The organism is Tepidimonas ignava, assembly GCF_004342625.1.
Classification (GTDB): Bacteria; Pseudomonadota; Gammaproteobacteria; order Burkholderiales; family Burkholderiaceae_C; genus Tepidimonas; species Tepidimonas ignava.
Genome location: NZ_SMAH01000001.1, coordinates 83,669 through 100,337, shown reverse-complemented (window position 1 = coordinate 100,337; position 16,669 = coordinate 83,669). Strand labels below are relative to the sequence as shown.

General features: G+C 69.7%; 15 protein-coding genes. 9 read left to right on the top strand and 6 right to left on the bottom strand.

Annotated elements, in window-relative coordinates:
* Window positions 1-4: 4 nt before the first annotated feature.
* A complete protein-coding gene (folC, locus tag EDC36_RS00515; RefSeq protein WP_132961465.1) occupies window positions 5-1,339 on the bottom strand; it encodes a bifunctional tetrahydrofolate synthase/dihydrofolate synthase in 1,335 nt (444 codons plus the stop codon).
* A 96-nt stretch (window positions 1,340-1,435) separates the two neighbouring features.
* On the opposite strand from folC, the gene EDC36_RS00510 reads away from it, so the two are divergent.
* The 3 genes from EDC36_RS00510 to argG all read left to right on the top strand — a co-directional run bounded on the left by EDC36_RS00510 (window position 1,436) and on the right by argG (window position 3,543).
* Window positions 1,436-1,783 (top strand): ArsC family reductase, encoded by a 348-nt coding sequence (locus EDC36_RS00510; protein WP_132961301.1) that lies wholly within the window; start codon window positions 1,436-1,438, stop codon window positions 1,781-1,783.
* Between the two features lie 46 nt (window positions 1,784-1,829).
* Window positions 1,830-2,156 (top strand): pyrimidine/purine nucleoside phosphorylase, encoded by a 327-nt coding sequence (ppnP, locus tag EDC36_RS00505; protein ID WP_132961300.1) that lies wholly within the window; start codon window positions 1,830-1,832, stop codon window positions 2,154-2,156.
* Window positions 2,157-2,217: 61 nt separating this feature from the next.
* Window positions 2,218-3,543 (top strand): argininosuccinate synthase, encoded by a 1,326-nt coding sequence (argG, locus tag EDC36_RS00500; RefSeq protein WP_132961299.1) that lies wholly within the window; start codon window positions 2,218-2,220, stop codon window positions 3,541-3,543.
* A gap of 59 nt (window positions 3,544-3,602) precedes the next feature.
* Here the strand turns inward: argG and EDC36_RS00495 are convergent, their stop codons facing one another.
* Window positions 3,603-4,634 (bottom strand): alpha/beta hydrolase, encoded by a 1,032-nt coding sequence (locus EDC36_RS00495; RefSeq protein ID WP_165902784.1) that lies wholly within the window; start codon window positions 4,632-4,634, stop codon window positions 3,603-3,605.
* A gap of 85 nt (window positions 4,635-4,719) precedes the next feature.
* Between EDC36_RS00495 and EDC36_RS00490 the strand changes: the two genes are divergently transcribed.
* Window positions 4,720-5,142 carry a hypothetical protein gene (locus EDC36_RS00490; RefSeq protein WP_132961297.1) on the top strand — a complete coding sequence of 141 codons (423 nt, stop codon included), beginning with the start codon at window positions 4,720-4,722 and terminating at the stop codon, window positions 5,140-5,142.
* Window positions 5,143-5,192: 50 nt separating this feature from the next.
* Here the strand turns inward: EDC36_RS00490 and murB are convergent, their stop codons facing one another.
* Entirely contained in the window at window positions 5,193-6,248 is a 1,056-nt protein-coding gene (murB, locus tag EDC36_RS00485; RefSeq protein ID WP_132961296.1) for a UDP-N-acetylmuramate dehydrogenase, read from the bottom strand.
* A 32-nt stretch (window positions 6,249-6,280) separates the two neighbouring features.
* Here murB and EDC36_RS00480 point away from each other — a divergent pair, with 32 nt between their 5' ends.
* The gene (locus EDC36_RS00480; protein ID WP_132961295.1) at window positions 6,281-7,192 is read left to right on the top strand and encodes an HD-GYP domain-containing protein; all 912 of its coding nucleotides are present in this window, start codon (window positions 6,281-6,283) and stop codon (window positions 7,190-7,192) included.
* On the opposite strand, the gene plsY is transcribed toward EDC36_RS00480, so the two are convergent.
* The 3 genes from plsY to EDC36_RS00465 form a co-directional block, all read right to left on the bottom strand.
* On the bottom strand, window positions 7,169-7,825 hold the full coding sequence (plsY, locus tag EDC36_RS00475; RefSeq protein ID WP_132961464.1) for a glycerol-3-phosphate 1-O-acyltransferase PlsY: 657 nt from the start codon (window positions 7,823-7,825) through the stop codon (window positions 7,169-7,171). The two genes, EDC36_RS00480 and plsY, sit on opposite strands and share 24 nt — an antisense overlap.
* A 62-nt stretch (window positions 7,826-7,887) precedes the next feature.
* Window positions 7,888-8,946, bottom strand: coding sequence for an aldo/keto reductase (locus tag EDC36_RS00470; protein ID WP_132961463.1), 1,059 nt, complete (start codon window positions 8,944-8,946; stop codon window positions 7,888-7,890).
* A 32-nt stretch (window positions 8,947-8,978) separates the two neighbouring features.
* A complete protein-coding gene (locus tag EDC36_RS00465) occupies window positions 8,979-10,769 on the bottom strand; it encodes an acetate--CoA ligase (protein ID WP_132961294.1) in 1,791 nt (596 codons plus the stop codon).
* A 38-nt stretch (window positions 10,770-10,807) separates the two neighbouring features.
* On the opposite strand from EDC36_RS00465, the gene EDC36_RS00460 reads away from it, so the two are divergent.
* The 4 genes from EDC36_RS00460 (at window position 10,808) to pepN (ending at window position 16,664) form a co-directional block, all read left to right on the top strand.
* A complete protein-coding gene (locus EDC36_RS00460; protein ID WP_132961293.1) occupies window positions 10,808-11,779 on the top strand; it encodes an alpha/beta fold hydrolase in 972 nt (323 codons plus the stop codon).
* Between the two features lie 76 nt (window positions 11,780-11,855).
* Window positions 11,856-12,737, top strand: coding sequence for a DMT family transporter (locus EDC36_RS00455; protein WP_243646408.1), 882 nt, complete (start codon window positions 11,856-11,858; stop codon window positions 12,735-12,737).
* Between the two features lie 129 nt (window positions 12,738-12,866).
* A protein-coding gene (gene prfB, locus EDC36_RS00450) for a peptide chain release factor 2 (protein ID WP_132961292.1) occupies window positions 12,867-13,971 on the top strand; the annotation gives its coding sequence in 2 pieces (ribosomal slippage) (window positions 12,867-12,947 and window positions 12,949-13,971; 1,104 coding nt in all).
* Window positions 13,972-14,000: 29 nt separating this feature from the next.
* Window positions 14,001-16,664, top strand: coding sequence for an aminopeptidase N (pepN, locus tag EDC36_RS00445; RefSeq protein WP_390616628.1), 2,664 nt, complete (start codon window positions 14,001-14,003; stop codon window positions 16,662-16,664).
* Window positions 16,665-16,669 lie beyond the last annotated feature (5 nt).

Here is a 16,669-nt window from a genome sequence, read left to right as displayed (position 1 = left end):
GCCTTTAGGCCTGCAGGTGCTTGGCGCCCAGGCGCGGCAACCCATGTTGCAACACGCCACCCACCGTGTAAAACGATCCGAAAACCACGATTCTACCAGCGGGGTCGGCGCGGGCCAGCGCCGCCTGCAGCGCCGCCGGGGGGTCGGCGTGCACCTCAGCCAAACCGTCGCCCCGTTGCGTCAACCCCAGCCATTGCGCGCGCAGCGTCTCGGCGCGCGCGGCGCGTGGGGTGGGCAGGTCGCAAAAAAACCAGCCGTCCACCAGCGCATCCATGCGCGCCAGCATCGGCGCGACGTCCTTGTCGGCCATGGCGCCAAACACCGCCAGCGTTTGCGGGTAGTAGCCCTGGTCGTCCAGGTTGTGCGCCAGCGCCGCCACCGCGTGGGGGTTGTGCGCCACGTCCAGCACCAACAGCGGCTCGCCGGGCACCACCTGGAAGCGACCGGGCCACTGCACACTGGCCAGACCCTGGCGCACCGCTTGCGCCGGCACCGGCAGACGCGGGTGCAGCGCCTCCAGGGCGGCCAACACGCCCGACGCGTTGAGCAGCTGGTTGGCGCCGCGCAACGCCGGGTAGGCCAAACCGGCGTAACGGCGTGTTCGCCCCTGCCAGTGCCACTGCTGACGATCGCCACTGTGACGAAAGTCGCGCCCCACCAGCCACAGGTCGGCGTCGATCTCGGTGGCGCGCGCCACCACGCTGCGCGGTGGCAGCGGGTCGGACACGATGGCGGGCCGCCCGGTGCGCAAAATGCCCGCTTTCTCGTAGCCGATCGCTTCGCGGTCGGGACCCAGGTACTCCATGTGGTCCAGGTCGATGCTGGTGATGATGGCGCAGTCGGCGTCCCACACGTTGACCGCGTCCAGCCGCCCGCCCATGCCCACCTCCATAATCAGCACGTCGGGCTGGCACGCCAGCAGCGCATGCACACAAGCCAACGTCGTGAACTCGAAGTAGCTCAGCGGCACGTCGCCGGCTTGGCGCCGGGCCGCTTCGACCGCGGCAAACGACGGCGTCAGGCGTTCGCTGGCCAGCGGCTCGCCTTGCCAGCGCGCGCGCTCTTCAAAGTGCACCAGGTGCGGCGAGGTGTACAGCGCCGTGCGGTAGCCGGCCGCACGCGCGATGGCTTCCAACATCGCGCAGGTGGAGCCCTTGCCGTTGGTGCCGGCCACCGTCACCACGGGGCAGCGCGGGCGCACCGCGGCGCCCAGCGCCTGCGCCACCGCCTGCACGCGCTCCAGGCCCAGCGTGATGCGCTGGCCATGCAGCCGTTCCAGGTGCGCCAGCCAGTCGGCCAGCGACGTGTCGGCGGTGGGCGGGTCGATCGGTGCGGTCATGGTGGGCGGGATCATCGGCTTGGTCATGCGGGCAGCGCGCATTGTGCCCGACGCCACGCGGTGCACGTCCACCGCGAGGTCGGGTACCATCGGCGCATGGTGCGCGTGTACGGTATCCCCAACTGCGAAACGGTCAAACGGGCGCGGGCCTGGCTGCAGGCGCAAGGCGTGGCCCACACCTTTCACGACTTCAAAAAACAAGGACTGCCGCCCGAGCGGCTCGACGCCTGGTTGGCCGCCCTGGGCTGGGAAGCGCTGCTGAACCGCCGTGGCACCACGTGGCGCCAGCTCGACGAAGCCGCGCGCGCCGTGGTCACCGACGCGGCCAGCGCCCGCGCGCTGATGCTGGCCAAGCCCAGCGTCGTGCGCCGCCCGGTGGTGGAGTGGTCCGATGGCACGGTCAGCGCCGGCTTCGACCCCGAAGACTGGGTGCGCCGGGTCTGACCCCGGCGTCGGCGGCGGCGGTGGGTAAGCCTACAATCGGCGCACCATGAACGCCATCACCGAAACCCTGTCCGGCGTCGCCGTCAGCGCGCGCGCCAATGTGTATTTCGACGGCCGATGCGTCAGCCACACCGTCACCCTGCCCGACGGCACACGCAAATCGGTCGGTGTCATCCTGCCCGCCACGCTGACCTTCAACACCGGCGCGCCGGAAATCATGGAAGGTGTGGCCGGCCACTGCGAAGTGCTGCTGCCCGGCGCTGACCATTGGCAACGCTTTGGCCCGGGTGAGCGCTTCGCCGTGCCGGGGCAGTCCAGCTTCCAGATACGCGTCGAAGGCGAACCGTACCACTACATCTGCCACTTCGGCTGACACCGCCCGTGGCCGCTGCGCCCCCGCGGCGTGCGTGGCCTGTTTCGTGGAGCACTGACCCATGTCCACCATCCTGCCATCCCTGCCCGTCGGCCACAAGGTCGGCATCGCCTTCTCCGGCGGCCTGGACACCAGCGCCGCGTTGCTGTGGATGCGCCAAAAGGGCGCCATCCCCTACGCCTACACGGCCAACCTGGGCCAGCCCGACGAACCGGACTACGACGCCATCCCCCAGCGCGCGCTGGCCTACGGCGCCGAGCAGGCGCGCCTGATCGACTGCCGCCCGCAGCTCGCCGCCGAAGGGCTGGCGGCGCTGCAGTGCGGGGCGTTTCACATCAGCACCGCGGGCGTGACGTACTTCAACACCACCCCGATCGGGCGCGCGGTCACCGGCACGATGCTGGTGGCGGCGATGAAGGAAGACGACGTCCACATCTGGGGCGACGGCAGCACCTACAAGGGCAACGACATCGAGCGCTTTTACCGCTACGGGCTGCTGACCAACCCAGCGTTACAAATTTACAAGCCGTGGCTGGACCAGGCGTTCATCGACGAGCTGGGTGGCCGCAAGGAGATGAGCGAGTTTCTGATCCGCAACGGCTTCGACTACAAAATGTCGGTCGAAAAGGCCTACAGCACCGACAGCAACATGCTGGGCGCCACCCACGAGGCCAAGGATCTGGAGCACCTCAACGCCAGCATCCGCATCGTCAACCCCATCATGGGCGTGCCGTTTTGGCGCGAGGACTGCGCCATCCAACCCGAAGAGGTGACGGTGCGCTTCGAGGAAGGCCGCCCGGTGGCCCTCAACGGCCGCGAATACCCGGACTTGGTTGAGCTCTTCCTGGAAGCCAACCGCATCGGCGGCCGCCACGGCTTGGGCATGAGCGACCAGATCGAAAACCGCATCATCGAAGCCAAGAGCCGCGGCATCTACGAGGCCCCGGGCATGGCGTTGCTGTTCATCGCCTACGAGCGGCTGGTCACCGGCATCCACAACGAAGACACCATCGAGCAGTACCGCGACAACGGCCGCAAGCTGGGCCGCCTGCTGTACCAAGGCCGCTGGTTCGACCCGCAAGCCATCATGCTGCGCGAGGCCGCCCAGCGCTGGGTGGCGCGCGCCATCACCGGCGAAGTGACGCTGGAGCTGCGCCGCGGCAACGACTACTCGATCCTCAACACCGAAAGCCCCAACCTCACCTACCACCCCGAGCGGCTGACGATGGAAAAAGGCGCGTCGGCGTTCACCCCGCGCGACCGCATCGGCCAGTTGACGATGCGCAACCTCGACATCAGCGACACGCGCGACAAGCTCACCATCTACACCCAGGCCGGGCTGCTGGCCATCGGCCAGGACGGCGACTTGCTCAAGTTGGGGGGCTGAGGCCCATCACGGGTGGCGTGGCGACTGGCGCGACCCGCGCCACCACGGTGTCGCCGCCGTCACGTCCCCTGCTGCACCCACCGCACGATGCGCTGGGCCAGGCGCTCGGTGGTGCCAGGCGAGCGCAGCGCGCCGGCCAACACGTGTTGGTCACGGTCGGTGCTGTCGTGCACCTCCTCCAACACCTTGGTCGGGCTGCCCAAGCGGTCGAACACGGCGCGCGTCAGCGCCGGATCCACGGTGCGGTCGGCGGGGCTGTACAGCACCAGCACCGGGGTGCGCACGCGGCCCAGGTCGGCGTCGCGCACCCGCTGCACCAGCGCCATCATCGGCAACAATGCGTCCACCGGGTACACCCGCGTCCAGCCGGCGTCGATGCGTGCGTCGCCGCTGGGCGCCCCCACCGTGCCGCCGGTGATGGCGTGCGCGATCTGACGCCCCCATGGCCCGAGCAGCCACTCGGTGCGTTTGTCGGCAGGGCCGAAGTTGGGCGAAATCCACACCTGCCGATCGACGGCAGCCCCGCCCTGCTCGGGGTGCAGCGCCAGCCACGCACCCAGCGTCGCCCCGGTGGAGGTGCCGATGACAAGCACGCGCTCACCGAGCACGTGCCCGATGCGCACGGCCTCCACCGCATCGGCCAGCCAGTCCTGCAGCGTGGCGCGGGCCAACGCCTGGGCCGGCAAACCGTGGCCGCTGAGGCGGGTGTACAACAGGTTGGCGCCCAGCGCCTGCGCCACCCGCTCGGCCAACGGGGCTGTTTCCACCCGGCTGGCGGTGAAGCCGTGCAAATACACCACCGCCCACGGCGTGCGCTGCCCGGCCGCGCCGTGCCACACGACGCCCTTGGCCAGCTCGGGGCGCAGCCCGGCGTGCTGCGCCTCTTGGGCGGCCAGCCACGCGTCCAACTCGCGGGCGCTGGCGGGCACGTCGGCGCGCGCGGCGGGCACCTCGGGGCCCGCCTCGTACCTCGGCCCCAACCACCACAGCGCCGCCAGCGCCAGCGGCACGCCCCACAGCCAACGCACCCACCGCAGGGCCCCACGCTGGGCGCCTTGGCCTGGTAACCGGGTGTAACAAGCCTTTCGCATTGCAAGCCTCCTCTTGGCAACGGCGCGCCGGCCGCCAACAATCATTGTGAAGGCAAAACGCGCCCCGTTTCAGGAGATTGCATCCATGTGGCTCACCGCCCCGTTTGACCCCGCCACCGTCGACCGCATCAACCGCGCCCAGGCAGGCGTGGTGGCCGATCCGGTCCACCCCCTGACCTGCCCCCACGCGCGCGATGGCCGCCACGCCCTGGCCGGTGGTTACGTGGGCACGCTGGTGGCGCACCGGCAAGGGCTGGTATGCCCGACGTGCGGCCATGTGCAAAGCTGGCTGCCAGCCGCGGTGCTGCGGCAGGCTGAGCGTGCCGGCGATGTATCCGCCGCCGCCCAGGCCATGCGCATCGAGCGCACGCGGCAAAGCGCGCTGGACGACTTCCGTCGCCTCGTGCGGGGCGGTCAGCTCAGCGCGCAACCCATGGTGGACACCCTGGAAGCCATGGCGCCGCGCGTGAGCACCGGCGCCGACGCCGAACTGGCATTGGCCGCCTGACGGACACGGCCGCCCGCGGCCGCTGCGCCATGGTGTGCCCGGGCCCGCGTTCAACCGACCACGACGGGCTCAGGCTCCAGACGAATACCGAAACGCTCATAGACGCTGGTCTGGATCAGCCGTGCCAGCGTCATCACTTCCCCCCCGGTGCAGGGGTTGGTGGGGCCACCCAGGTTGACCAGCACCAGCGCCTGTTTTTCGTAGACCCCGGCTCGGCCCACGGTTTTGCCCTTCCAGCCGCAGGCATCGATCAACCAACCGGCGGCCAGTTTGACGCTGCCGTCGGGCATCGGGTAGTGCACGACGTGCGGGTCGCGCCCGATGATGTCGGCGCACTGCTCCGGCGTGACCGTTGGGTTTTTGAAAAAACTGCCCGCGTTGCCCAGCACCGCCGGGTCGGGCAGCTTGGCGCGCCGGATCTGGCACACCCAGTCGAACACCTGTTGCGGTGAGGGGTCGGTGATGCCCGTCTCGGCCACCTTGCGTTGCAGGTCGTGGTAGCCCAGCTCGGCCCGCCAACGCTTGGGCAACCAAAAACGCACGCGTGTGATCAGCGCCCGGCCCTTGAGCCCCATGCCGCCGGCGTGGGGGCGCTCGTGCTTGAACACCGAATCACGGTAGCCAAAGGCACAGTGCTCATGGCGCAGTGTCAACGGCGCCCCTGTTTCCAGGTCGATGGCGTCCAACGAATGGAAGCGATCCTGCAATTCCACCCCGTAGGCGCCGATGTTTTGCACCGGGGCCGCGCCTACCGTGCCGGGAATCAGGGCCAGGTTCTCCAGGCCGGGCCAACCCTGTTGCAGGGTCCACGCGACGAAGTCGTGCCAACGCTCGCCAGCCCCCGCCTCGACCAACCAGCCGCGCGCGTCCTCGTGCACCAGCCGCCGCCCGGTTATTTCGACCTTGAGCACCAGCGCGCGCACGTCGCCCGTCAGCACGATGTTGCTGCCGCCGCCCAGAATGAACGTATCCTGCCAGCGCCAGTCGGGGTGGCGCACCAGCGCCAGCACATCGGCGTCGCTGCGTACGCGCGCCAACCGCATGGCGCGCGCGGCAATGCCGAACGTGTTGAGCCGCTGCAGCGGCACGTGATTCTCGACTACCATGCACGGCATTGTCGCAAACCCACCGCTGACCGATGGACGACCCGACCGACCGCTGGCTGACGCTGGAGCTGCGCCTGGCCGCTTTGCTGCACAACCCGCAACGCGGCGCCGATTGGAGCACGGCGTTGGACGCCGTGCTGCAGCAGGCCCGCGCCCTGCTGGGCGAGGACGAAGATGCGGGGCTGTATTGGCTGCTGCACGTCAGCGCCACCACACCGGTGGGCTACAGCACCGCCCATGCCTTGACGTGCTGGGCGCTGGCGCGGCTGCTGGCGGCGCCGTTGGGTCTGACGGAGCAGCAGGCCGACGCGCTGGAGCGTGCGGCCCTGACGATGAACATTGGCATGACGGCGCTGCAGGACGCCTTGGCGGCGCAACCCTACCCGCCCGACGCGCAACAGCGTGCGCTGATCGACACCCACGCGGCACGCGGGGCGCAGTGCCTGCGCGAGTGCGGCGTGCGCGACGCGGCCTGGCTGCACATCGTCGAGCACCACCATGAGCCCGACGTCACGGACCTGCCCACGCAGGTGCTGCAGCGCATCGACCGCTACGCCGCCCTGCTGAGCCCGCGCGTGTCGCGCAGTGGGCACGACGCGGTGCAGGGGGCACGGCAATTGCAGCCCCATGGCCCCGCCGACGACCCGATCCACCGCGCCTTGGTGACCACGTTGGGGGTGTGCCCGCCGGGGGCGTTCGTGCGGCTGCACGACGGCACGCTGGCGGTGGTGCTGCGCCGCAGCGGCCGGCCTGCCGAACCGTGGGTGGCGCGGGTGCAGGACGCCGAGGGTCGACCGCTGCCCGAGCCGCAGTGGCTCGACACGTCCGACCCCGCGCACGCCATCGCCGAGGCGCTGCCTGCCGCCGAGGTACGGCTGCGGCTGCCGCACGCCAGCCTGCTGCGGCTGGCGCGCCGTGCCTCAACGGCGCGGGCCGGGGGGTGACGCCGCGCCGTTGCGCTGGCCGATGCGGCTTTCCTGCCCGGCCAGCAGGCGCTGGATATTGCCCGCGTGGCGCCACAGCAGCAGCACCGCCATCGCCGCCACGGTGAACCCCTGCGGACCGCGCGCATCCCACAGCGTGCCGTCCAGCAACCCGTACAGCAACGGGGCAGCCACCGCCGCCACGATGGCCGCCAGCGACGAGTAGCGCGTGGTCAGCGCCACCGCGATCCAGGTGCCGACGACCAACACGCCCAGCCAGGGCTGCAGCGCCAGCAGCACACCAGCCGCGGTGGCCACGCCCTTGCCACCGCGGAAGCGGAAAAACACCGGAAACAAGTGCCCCGCGAACGCCGCCAACCCCACTGCGGCGACGACGCCATCGCCCAGGCCCCACGCCGCGCCCCAGCGCGCCACCAGCCACACCGGCAGCCAGCCTTTGGCAGCGTCCAGCAGCAAGGTCAGCGCCGCGGCGGCCTTGCTGCCCGAGCGCAGCACGTTGGTCGCGCCGGGGTTGCCGCTGCCGTAGGTGCGCGGGTCGGCCAACCCCATCAGGCGGCTGACCAACACGGCAAACGACAACGAACCGATCGCGTAGGCGAGCACGACCGCCAGCACGGCGGTCCACGAGGTCAGGTCGGGCACGAACGATACTCCTGCGGTTGCCCAAGCGATGGCGCGATTGTGCCAGCGTGCGCTCACTGCGCGGGGTCGCGCAGCTCCCAGCGGATGGCGTCGATGGCCCCCAGCAACTCCGGCGACAACGCAACCGGCCAGGCCGCAACACAGTCGTGCAACTGCTGCAGCGACGTCACACCGATGATGGTGCTGGCCACGCGCCAGTTGCGGTAGCAAAACGCCAGCGCCATCTGCGTGGGCGTCAGCCCGTGCTGGCGCGCCAGCGCGTTGTAGCGGCGCGCCGCGGCCAGCGCCTCGGGACGGCCCCAGCGCTGCTTGCGCATGCTCTCAAACAGCGCCAGCCGACCCTGTGGCGGACCGGCGTGCGCCAACCCCGTGTCGTCGTACTTGCCGGTCAGCAACCCAAAACCCAGCGGCGAGTACGCCAGCAACCCCACGCCCAACCGGTGGCAGGTCTCGTCCAGCGCGTTTTCGTAGCTGCGGTTGATCAGGCAATACGGGTTTTGCACGCTGACCACCCGCGGCAGCCCGTGCTGCTCGGCCAACCGCACGAACTCGTGCACGCCGTAGGGCGTCTCGTTGGACAGGCCGACGTAGCGCACCTTGCCCGCGCGCACCAGCGTGTCCATCGCTTCCAGTTGCTCCAGGATGCTGGCGCAGGGTTTGTCTTTGCTGGGGTCGAACGCCAGCGCGCCAAACATCGGCACGTTGCGCGCCGGCCAATGGATCTGGTACAGGTCGATGACGTCGGTGCGCAGCCGGCGCAGGCTGCCCTCGCAGGCGGCGATGATCTCGGCCTTGGTCAGGCCAGCCTGTTCGCCGCGAATCCAGGGCATGCCGCGCGAGGGGCCAGCGACTTTGGTGGCCAGCACGATGCGTTGCCGCACGCCAGGCCGCTGGGCCAGCCAGCGACCGATGATGGTTTCGGTGGCACCGTAGGTTTCGGCGCGTGCCGGCACCGAATACATCTCGGCGGTATCGATGAAGTCGATCCCCAACGCCAGCGCCTGGTCCAGGATGGCATGGGCGTCGGCCTCGCCGACTTGTTCGCCAAACGTCATCGTGCCCAGGCAAATGGGCGATACGCGCAGGTCGGGCGCCAGCGTCACAGGGGTCATGGCCATCGTCACGGAGTCCTCGGTGGGTTGCGTCATGTTCGGTCAGGGTTTGGTTGGGGGGTGGCGCGCTCGCGGGCGCGCGCCTCTTCCTGCAGGCGCAGTACGCGGCGCTGCACTTTGCCGGTGGCGGTCATCGGCAGCGCGTCGATGAATTCGATTTCTTTCGGGTACTCGTACGGCGCCAGCCGACCTTTAACGTGCTGTTGCAGCTCGGCCTCCAGCGGCGCGTCAAACGTCTCGGCGGGGTTGGCGCAGCGCGCCCGGCGCTCGGCCCACGCTGGGGCCAGCACCACGTAAGCCTTGACCACCGCGCCACGCTCGGGGTCGGGCTTGGGCACGACGGCGGCGTTGGCCACCGCCGGGTGCTTGAGCAGGCAGTTTTCGATTTCGCTGGGGCCGATGCGGTAGCCGGCCGACTTGAACACGTCGTCGGCGCGGCCCTGGTACCACAGGTAACCGTCGGCGTCCTGGATGGCCAAGTCGCCGGTGCGGCACCAGCTGTCGGCCGGATCGCCGGTGAACTTGGCCCGGGTGGCGGCGTCGTTGCCCCAGTAACCGAGGAAAAACACCGGATCGGGCTCACCGTGCACGTCGCGGCGGTGCACCGCCACCTCGCCCACCGTGCCGGGCGGCACGGGCTGGCCCGCTTCATCCAGCACCGCCACCCGGTGGCCAGGGTAAGCCCGGCCCATGCTGCCGGGGCGCGCCGGCCAGATGCGCGCGCAGTTGCCCACGACGTAGTTGATTTCGGTCTGACCGAACATCTCGTTGACGGTGACACCCAGCGCCTCCTGGCACCAGGTGAACACGGCGTCACCGACGGCCTCGCCGGCGCTCATGATGGCTTGCAGGTGCAAGCGGTGGTGGCGGCGCGGCTCAGGCACCGCCTTCATCATCGCTTTGAGCGCCGTCGGGAACAAAAAGGTGTGGGTGACGCGGTGACGCTGCAACAACGCAAACGCCTGCACCGGGTCGAACCGCCCCCGCCACGCGACGATTGGCCGCCCAAAATACAGCGTCGGCAGCAAGGCGTCCATCAGACCACCGGTCCAGGCCCAATCGGCTGGGCTCCAAAACACCGCCTCGCTCTTGACACGCGGGTCCCAGGGGTCGAAGCCAAACCAGTTCTGGCTGCACACGAAGCCGCTCAGGTTGCCGATCAACGCGCGGTGAGGGATCAGCGCGCCCTTGGGGTTGCCGGTGGTGCCACTGGTGTAGATCAGCACCGCGGGGTCGTCGGCCGCGGTGTCCTCGACTGCGGCCCGCTTGCGCAGGCCGACGCGGGCGCGTGGCCAGTCGATGACGTCGGGCTCGAACGCGCCGGTCAGCCCCACCACGTGGCGCAGCGCCGGGCAGCGGGCGCGCACCGCCTGCACGCCGGGGCCGGTGGCGTCGTCGACCAGCGCCACCACCGCGGCGCTGTCTTGCAAGCGAAACGCCAGCGCTTCAGGGCCAAACAGCTGCGACAGCGGCACCGCCACCGCGCCCAGTTGCAGCACGGCGGTGTAAGCCACCGCCGTCTCGAAGCGCTGCGGCAACACGATGGCCACGCGCTCGCCGCGTTGCACGCCCAGCAACCGCAACGCGTTGGCCAGCCGGTTGGCCTCGGCGGCCAGCTCGGCGTAGGTGTGTCGCTGCGGGCGCTGGTCGGGGCCGTCTTCGATGATGGCCACCGCCCCAGCGTGGCGGCGCCGCTGCGCCCAGCGGTGCACGCACGCTTGCGCGACGTTGAAGCGCGCTGGCACGTGCCAGCGGAAGTTGGCGTGCAACGCCGCGTACAGGTCCGGCGCCGCAGCAGGGGTGTCGTGCAGTTGACGTGGCATGGCAGCACGCGCTCCATGGTGTGGGGATAATGGTGCCAATGTACCAAGTCCTGCGACCTTCGCACAGCACCTTCGAGACGCTGCGCGGCGTGCGGCTGCACCTGCGCCACTGGGGCCAGCCACAGGCGCAGCAGCCCCCCGTGCTGCTGCTGCACGGCTGGATGGACGTGTCGGCGTCGTGGCAGTTCGTCGTCGATGCGCTGCGCACACCCCGGCTGTGCATCGCGCCCGACTGGCGCGGCTTTGGCCTCAGCACCGCCGCCCACCTGGACGTCGCGCACGCACCCCCGCCCTACGGCTTGGGCGACCACTACCTGTTCGCCGACTACTTGGGTGACCTGGACGCGCTGATCGAGCGGGTCAACCAACGCTTGGGGCGTGCGCTGGACGCGCCGGTAGACCTGGTGGGCCACAGCATGGGCGGCAACGTGGCCATGCTGTACGCCGGGGTGCGTCCGCAGCGGGTGCGCCGGCTGGTCAACCTGGAGGGCTTTGGGCTGCCCGCCACCGATCCGGCCCAGGCGCCGCGCCACCTGGCCCGCTGGCTGGACGAGCTGGCGGCCCTGCGGCGTGGCGACATCGTGCTGAAAACCTACCGCGGACGGCACGGCGTGGCGCAACGCCTGATGAAGACCAACCGCCGCCTGCCGCCGGAGCGCGCGCTGTGGCTGGCGCAGCACTGGGCGCGCCCGACCGACCCCACGCAGCCCGACGGCGAATGGGTCATCCTGGGCGACGTGGCGCACAAGGTGCGCGGCAGCCAGCCGTACCGGCTGGACGAGGTGCTGGCCATCTGGGCCGCCATCGAAGCGCCGGTGCTGGCGGTACAGGCCAGCGACGACAGCCTGGCGCAGTGGTTTCCACGCGGCGAGCACTCGCTGGCCGAGTACCATCGGCGCCTGCAGGTGGTGCGGCACTGCCGCATCGCCCACGTGAACGACGCCGGCCACATGCTGCACCACGACCAGCCGCAGCGCGTGGCCGAGTTGATCGAACAACACCTGGCGTGACGCCGCGCAGCGCGCACCGCGGGACGGCATCCCATCTGCCGCGCGCCGTGGCCGCGCGCCGACCGAGGACCGCACCTTGCCCAACACACACCATTGGCGCACCGACGTCCTGATGCTGCTGACCGCCGCGATCTGGGGCTCCACCTTCGTGGCCCAGCAACTGGGCATGGCCAGCGTTGGGCCGTTTGCCTACACCGCCGCGCGCATGACACTGGGGCTGGCGCTGATCGCGCCGCTGTGGTCGTGGCGCGGCGGCCCGTTTGCAGCCGTGCCGCGCGTGGACAGCACCGGGCTGTGGCGCGACGGCACGCTGCTGGGGTTGGTGCTGTTTGCCGCCATCAACCTGCAGCAGGTGGGGCTGCTGGGCACCAGCGTGTCCAACGCCGGCTTCATCACCGGCCTGTACGTGGTGTTGGTGCCGCTGCTGCTGGCGCTGGGCGGGCGACGCGTGGCGGCGCCGGTGTGGCTGGCGGTGGCGCTGGCCACGGCGGGGCTGTACCTGCTCAGTGTGCAGCCCGACGCCTCGATCGCCCCGGGGGACTGGTTGCAGCTCGGCGGCGCGCTGCTGTGGGCGGTGCATGTACTGCTGGTGGGCCGCTACGCACGGCGCCACGACGCCCTGCGCCTGGCCGTCGTGCAGTACGCGGTGGCGGCGGCGTTGTCGTGGGGGGTGGCTGCGCTGCGCGCCGAGCCGATGGGACCGCAGGCGCTGTGGGCGGCCGCGGGCGCCATCGCCTGGGGTGGTGTGCTGTCGATCGGGGTGGCCTACACCCTGCAGGTGGTCGCGCAGCGCCACGCCCACCCCACCCACGCGGCCATCATCTACAGCAGCGAGGGGGTGTTTTCCGCGCTGGGTGGCTGGTGGGTGCTGGGTGAGGCCATCGGCCTGCGCGGTTGGACGGGCGCGGCGCTGATCGTGGCAGGCATGGTGGTGGCGCAGCTCGGACAGCGCGACTGACCCGCGCCGCTTCACCGTGGTGCGCCGGCACGCCCTGCACGGGGCGTGCAAGGCTGCGGACGCCGTGCGAAAATTGCACGTTTGTCAAGCCACTGAACACAGACTCAGTTTGCGACGGGAACACGCACGATGGAAGCCGAACGCCTCAACGCCCTTGCCAACCGATTGCAAGACCTGACGCAGCGCGTCGCCGACTTGCGGAGGTTTCTTTGACTACGATGCCAAGGCGCTGAAGCTGTCCGAGGTCAACGCCGCGCTGGAAGACCCGGGCGTGTGGAACGACCCCAAGCGCGCGCAGGAACTGGCCAAAGAAAAGAAGTCGCTCGAAGACGTGGTGCTGGTGCTGGACCGGCTGGCGCAGGAGCTGGCCGACAACACCGAACTGTTCGAGATGTCGCGCGCCGAGGGTGACGACGCCGGGCTGGAAACCATCGAGGCCGACGTGGCGCGCATCGCGCCGGAGGTCGAAAAGCTCGAATTCCGGCGCATGTTCAACAACCCCGCCGACCCCAACAACTGCTTCATCGACATCCAGGCCGGTGCGGGCGGGACCGAAGCGTGCGACTGGGCGCAGATGCTGCTGCGCCAGTACCTGCGCTACGCCGAGCGCAAGGGCTTCAAGGCCACGGTCGAAGACGAGCAGCCCGGCGACACCGCCGGCATCAAAAGCGCCACCATCAAGGTCGAGGGCGACTACGCCTTCGGGTTGCTGCGCACCGAAACCGGCGTGCACCGCCTGGTGCGCAAGTCCCCGTTCGATTCTTCCGGCGGGCGCCACACCTCGTTCGCCTCGGTGTTCGTCTACCCGGAGATCGACGACTCGATCGAGGTCGAGATCAACCCCGCCGACGTGCGCGTCGACACCTACCGCGCCAGCGGCGCCGGCGGTCAGCACATCAACAAAACCGACTCGGCGGTGCGCCTGACGCACATCCCCACCGGCATCGTCGTCACCGCGCAGGACAGCCGCAGCCAGCACTCCAACCGCGACTTGGCGTGGCAGCGTCTGCGCTCCAAGCTGTACGAGCTGGAGATGCGCAAGCGCATGGAAACGCAGCAGCAGCTCGAAGCCACCAAGACCGACGTCGGCTGGGGCCACCAGATCCGCAGCTACGTGCTGGACCAAAGCCGCATCAAGGACCTGCGCACCAACGTCGAAGTCTCCAATACGCAAAAAGTGCTGGACGGTGACCTCGACGTGTTCATCGAAGCCTCGCTCAAGCAAGGCGTGTGACCCCCAACCGCCCCCACTGGAACCACCCCATGACCGCTTTGCGTGAAGGCAGCCCCCGCATCGTGCGCCGCGAAGACTACGCGCCGCCGGCGTACTGGATCGACAGCGTCGATCTCACCTTCGACCTCGACCCGGCCAAAACCCGCGTGCTCAACCGCATGCGCGTGCGCCGCAACCCCGACGTGCCGGCGCAACCGCTGCGCCTGGATGGCGAAGAGCTCAACCTGGCCCGGGTGCTGGTCAACGGCCAGGGCACCAGCTTCAAGATGGACGGCGGCCAGCTCGTGCTGGAGGCGCTGCCCGAAGGCACCGAGCCGTTCGAGCTGGAGATCTTCACCACCTGCTGCCCGGAAAAAAACACCCAGCTGATGGGCCTGTACGTCAGCCAGGGCACGTTTTTTACGCAATGCGAGGCCGAGGGCTTTCGGCGCATCACCTACTTCCTGGACCGGCCCGACGTCATGGCCACTTACACCGTGACGCTGCGCGCCGACAAAGCCAAGTACCCCGTGCTGCTGTCCAACGGCAACCTGGTGGACAGCGGCGACCTGGACGGCGGGCGCCACTACGCCCGCTGGGAAGACCCGCACCGCAAACCGTGCTACCTGTTTGCGTTGGTGGCGGGCAAGCTCGTGTGCCGCAGCCAGCCCATCATCAGCCGCAGCGGCACCGAGCACCTGCTGCAAATTTACGTGCGCCAGGCGGACCTGGACAAAACCGAACACGCGATGCAGTCGCTGATGGCCGCCATCGCGTGGGACGAGACCCGCTTCGGCCTGCCGCTGGACCTGCAGCGCTTCATGATCGTCGCCACCAGCGACTTCAACATGGGCGCGATGGAAAACAAGGGCCTCAACATCTTCAACACCAAGTTCGTGCTGGCCAACCCGGCCACCGCCACCGACGTCGACTACGCCAACATCGAGTCCGTGGTGGCGCACGAGTACTTCCACAACTGGACCGGCAACCGCGTCACCTGCCGCGACTGGTTCCAGCTCAGCCTCAAGGAAGGCCTGACCGTTTTTCGGGACCAGGAGTTCAGCCAGGACATGGCGGGCAGCCCCTCGGCGCGCGCGGTCAAGCGCATCGAGGACGTGCGCGTGCTGCGCACCGCCCAGTTCCCCGAGGACGCCGGCCCGATGGCGCACCCGGTGCGCCCGGACCAGTACGCCGAGATCAACAACTTCTACACCGTCACGGTGTACGAGAAGGGCGCTGAGGTGGTGCGCATGATGCAAACCCTGGTGGGCCGCGAGGGGTTTGCGCGCGGACTCAAGCTGTACTTCGAGCGCCACGATGGCCAGGCCGTCACCTGCGACGACTTCGCCCAGGCCATGGCCGACGCCAACCCCGACAGCCCCTTGGCGCAACACCTGGAGGCGTTCAAGCGCTGGTACGCGCAGGCCGGCACACCGCGCGTGCGCGCCCAGGGCCAGTTCGACCCCGAGCGGGGCACCTACACACTGACACTGCGCCAAAGCTGCCCACCGACGCCGGGGCAGCCGACCAAAGCGCCGTTCGTCATTCCCGTGGCGATGGGCCTGTTGGACCATCAAGGCCACGCCCTGCCCGGCACCGAACGGCTGGTGGTGCTGCACGAGCCCGAAACGACCGTCGTCTTTGACGGCTTGCAGGCCGCGCCGATCGCTTCGCTGCTGCGCGGCTTCAGCGCCCCGGTGATCCTGGAGCATGACCTCAGCGACGATGAGCTGCTGGTGCTGCTGGCGCACGACACCGACCCGTTCAACCGCTGGGAAGCCGGCCAGCAACTCGCGCTGCGCCGCGCCTTGGCCGCGGTGCGCGCCGCGGGCCCCGTGCACGAGCCGCTCGACGGCGCTTTCCTCGAGGCGATGCGCGCCGTGCTGCGTCACCCCGCGCTGGATGCGGCCTTCAAGGAGCTGGTGCTGACGCTGCCGGCCGAGACCTACATCGCCGAGCAGCTCGACGAGGTGGACCCGCAGCGCATCCACGCCGTGCGCGAAGCGATGCGGCGTCAACTGGCACACGCCCTGCACGACGACTGGGTGTGGGCCTACGAGCAGCACAAGGACAACGGCGCCTACCGCCCGGACGCCGTCAGCGCTGGCCGACGCGCGCTGACGGGCCTGGCGCTGCACATGCTGTGCCTGGCCGCGCGTGACAACGGCAACCCGGTGTGGCCGGGCAAGACCTACCAGCGCTTCAAGGACGCGACCAACATGACCGACCGCTACCAGGCGTTGAGCGCGCTGGTAACGGCCGGCCACGAGCTGGGACAGCGCGCGCTGGCGCAGTTCCACGACCGCTTCCACGCCGAAGAGCTGGTGCTGGACAAGTGGTTTGCGCTGCAAGCCGGCGCCCCCGACCGCGACGGCGACGCGCTGCCACGCGTGCAGGCGCTGCTGCAGCACCCGGACTTCAACCTACGCAACCCCAACCGCGCGCGCAGCCTCATCAGCACCTTCTGCCACGCCAACCCGGCGGGCTTGCACCGCGCCGACGGTGCGGGCTACGCGTTTTGGCGCGACCGGGTGCTGGAGATCGACGCGTTCAACCCGCAGGTCGCCGCGCGCTTGGCGCGTGCGTTGGACCGCTGGCGCAAACTGGCCGAGCCGTACCGCAGCGCGGCGCGCGCCGCCATCGAAGCCGTGGCCGCGCACGAGGGCCTCAGCACCGACGTGCGCGAAGTTGTCAGCCGCGCCTTGGCCGATTGACACCC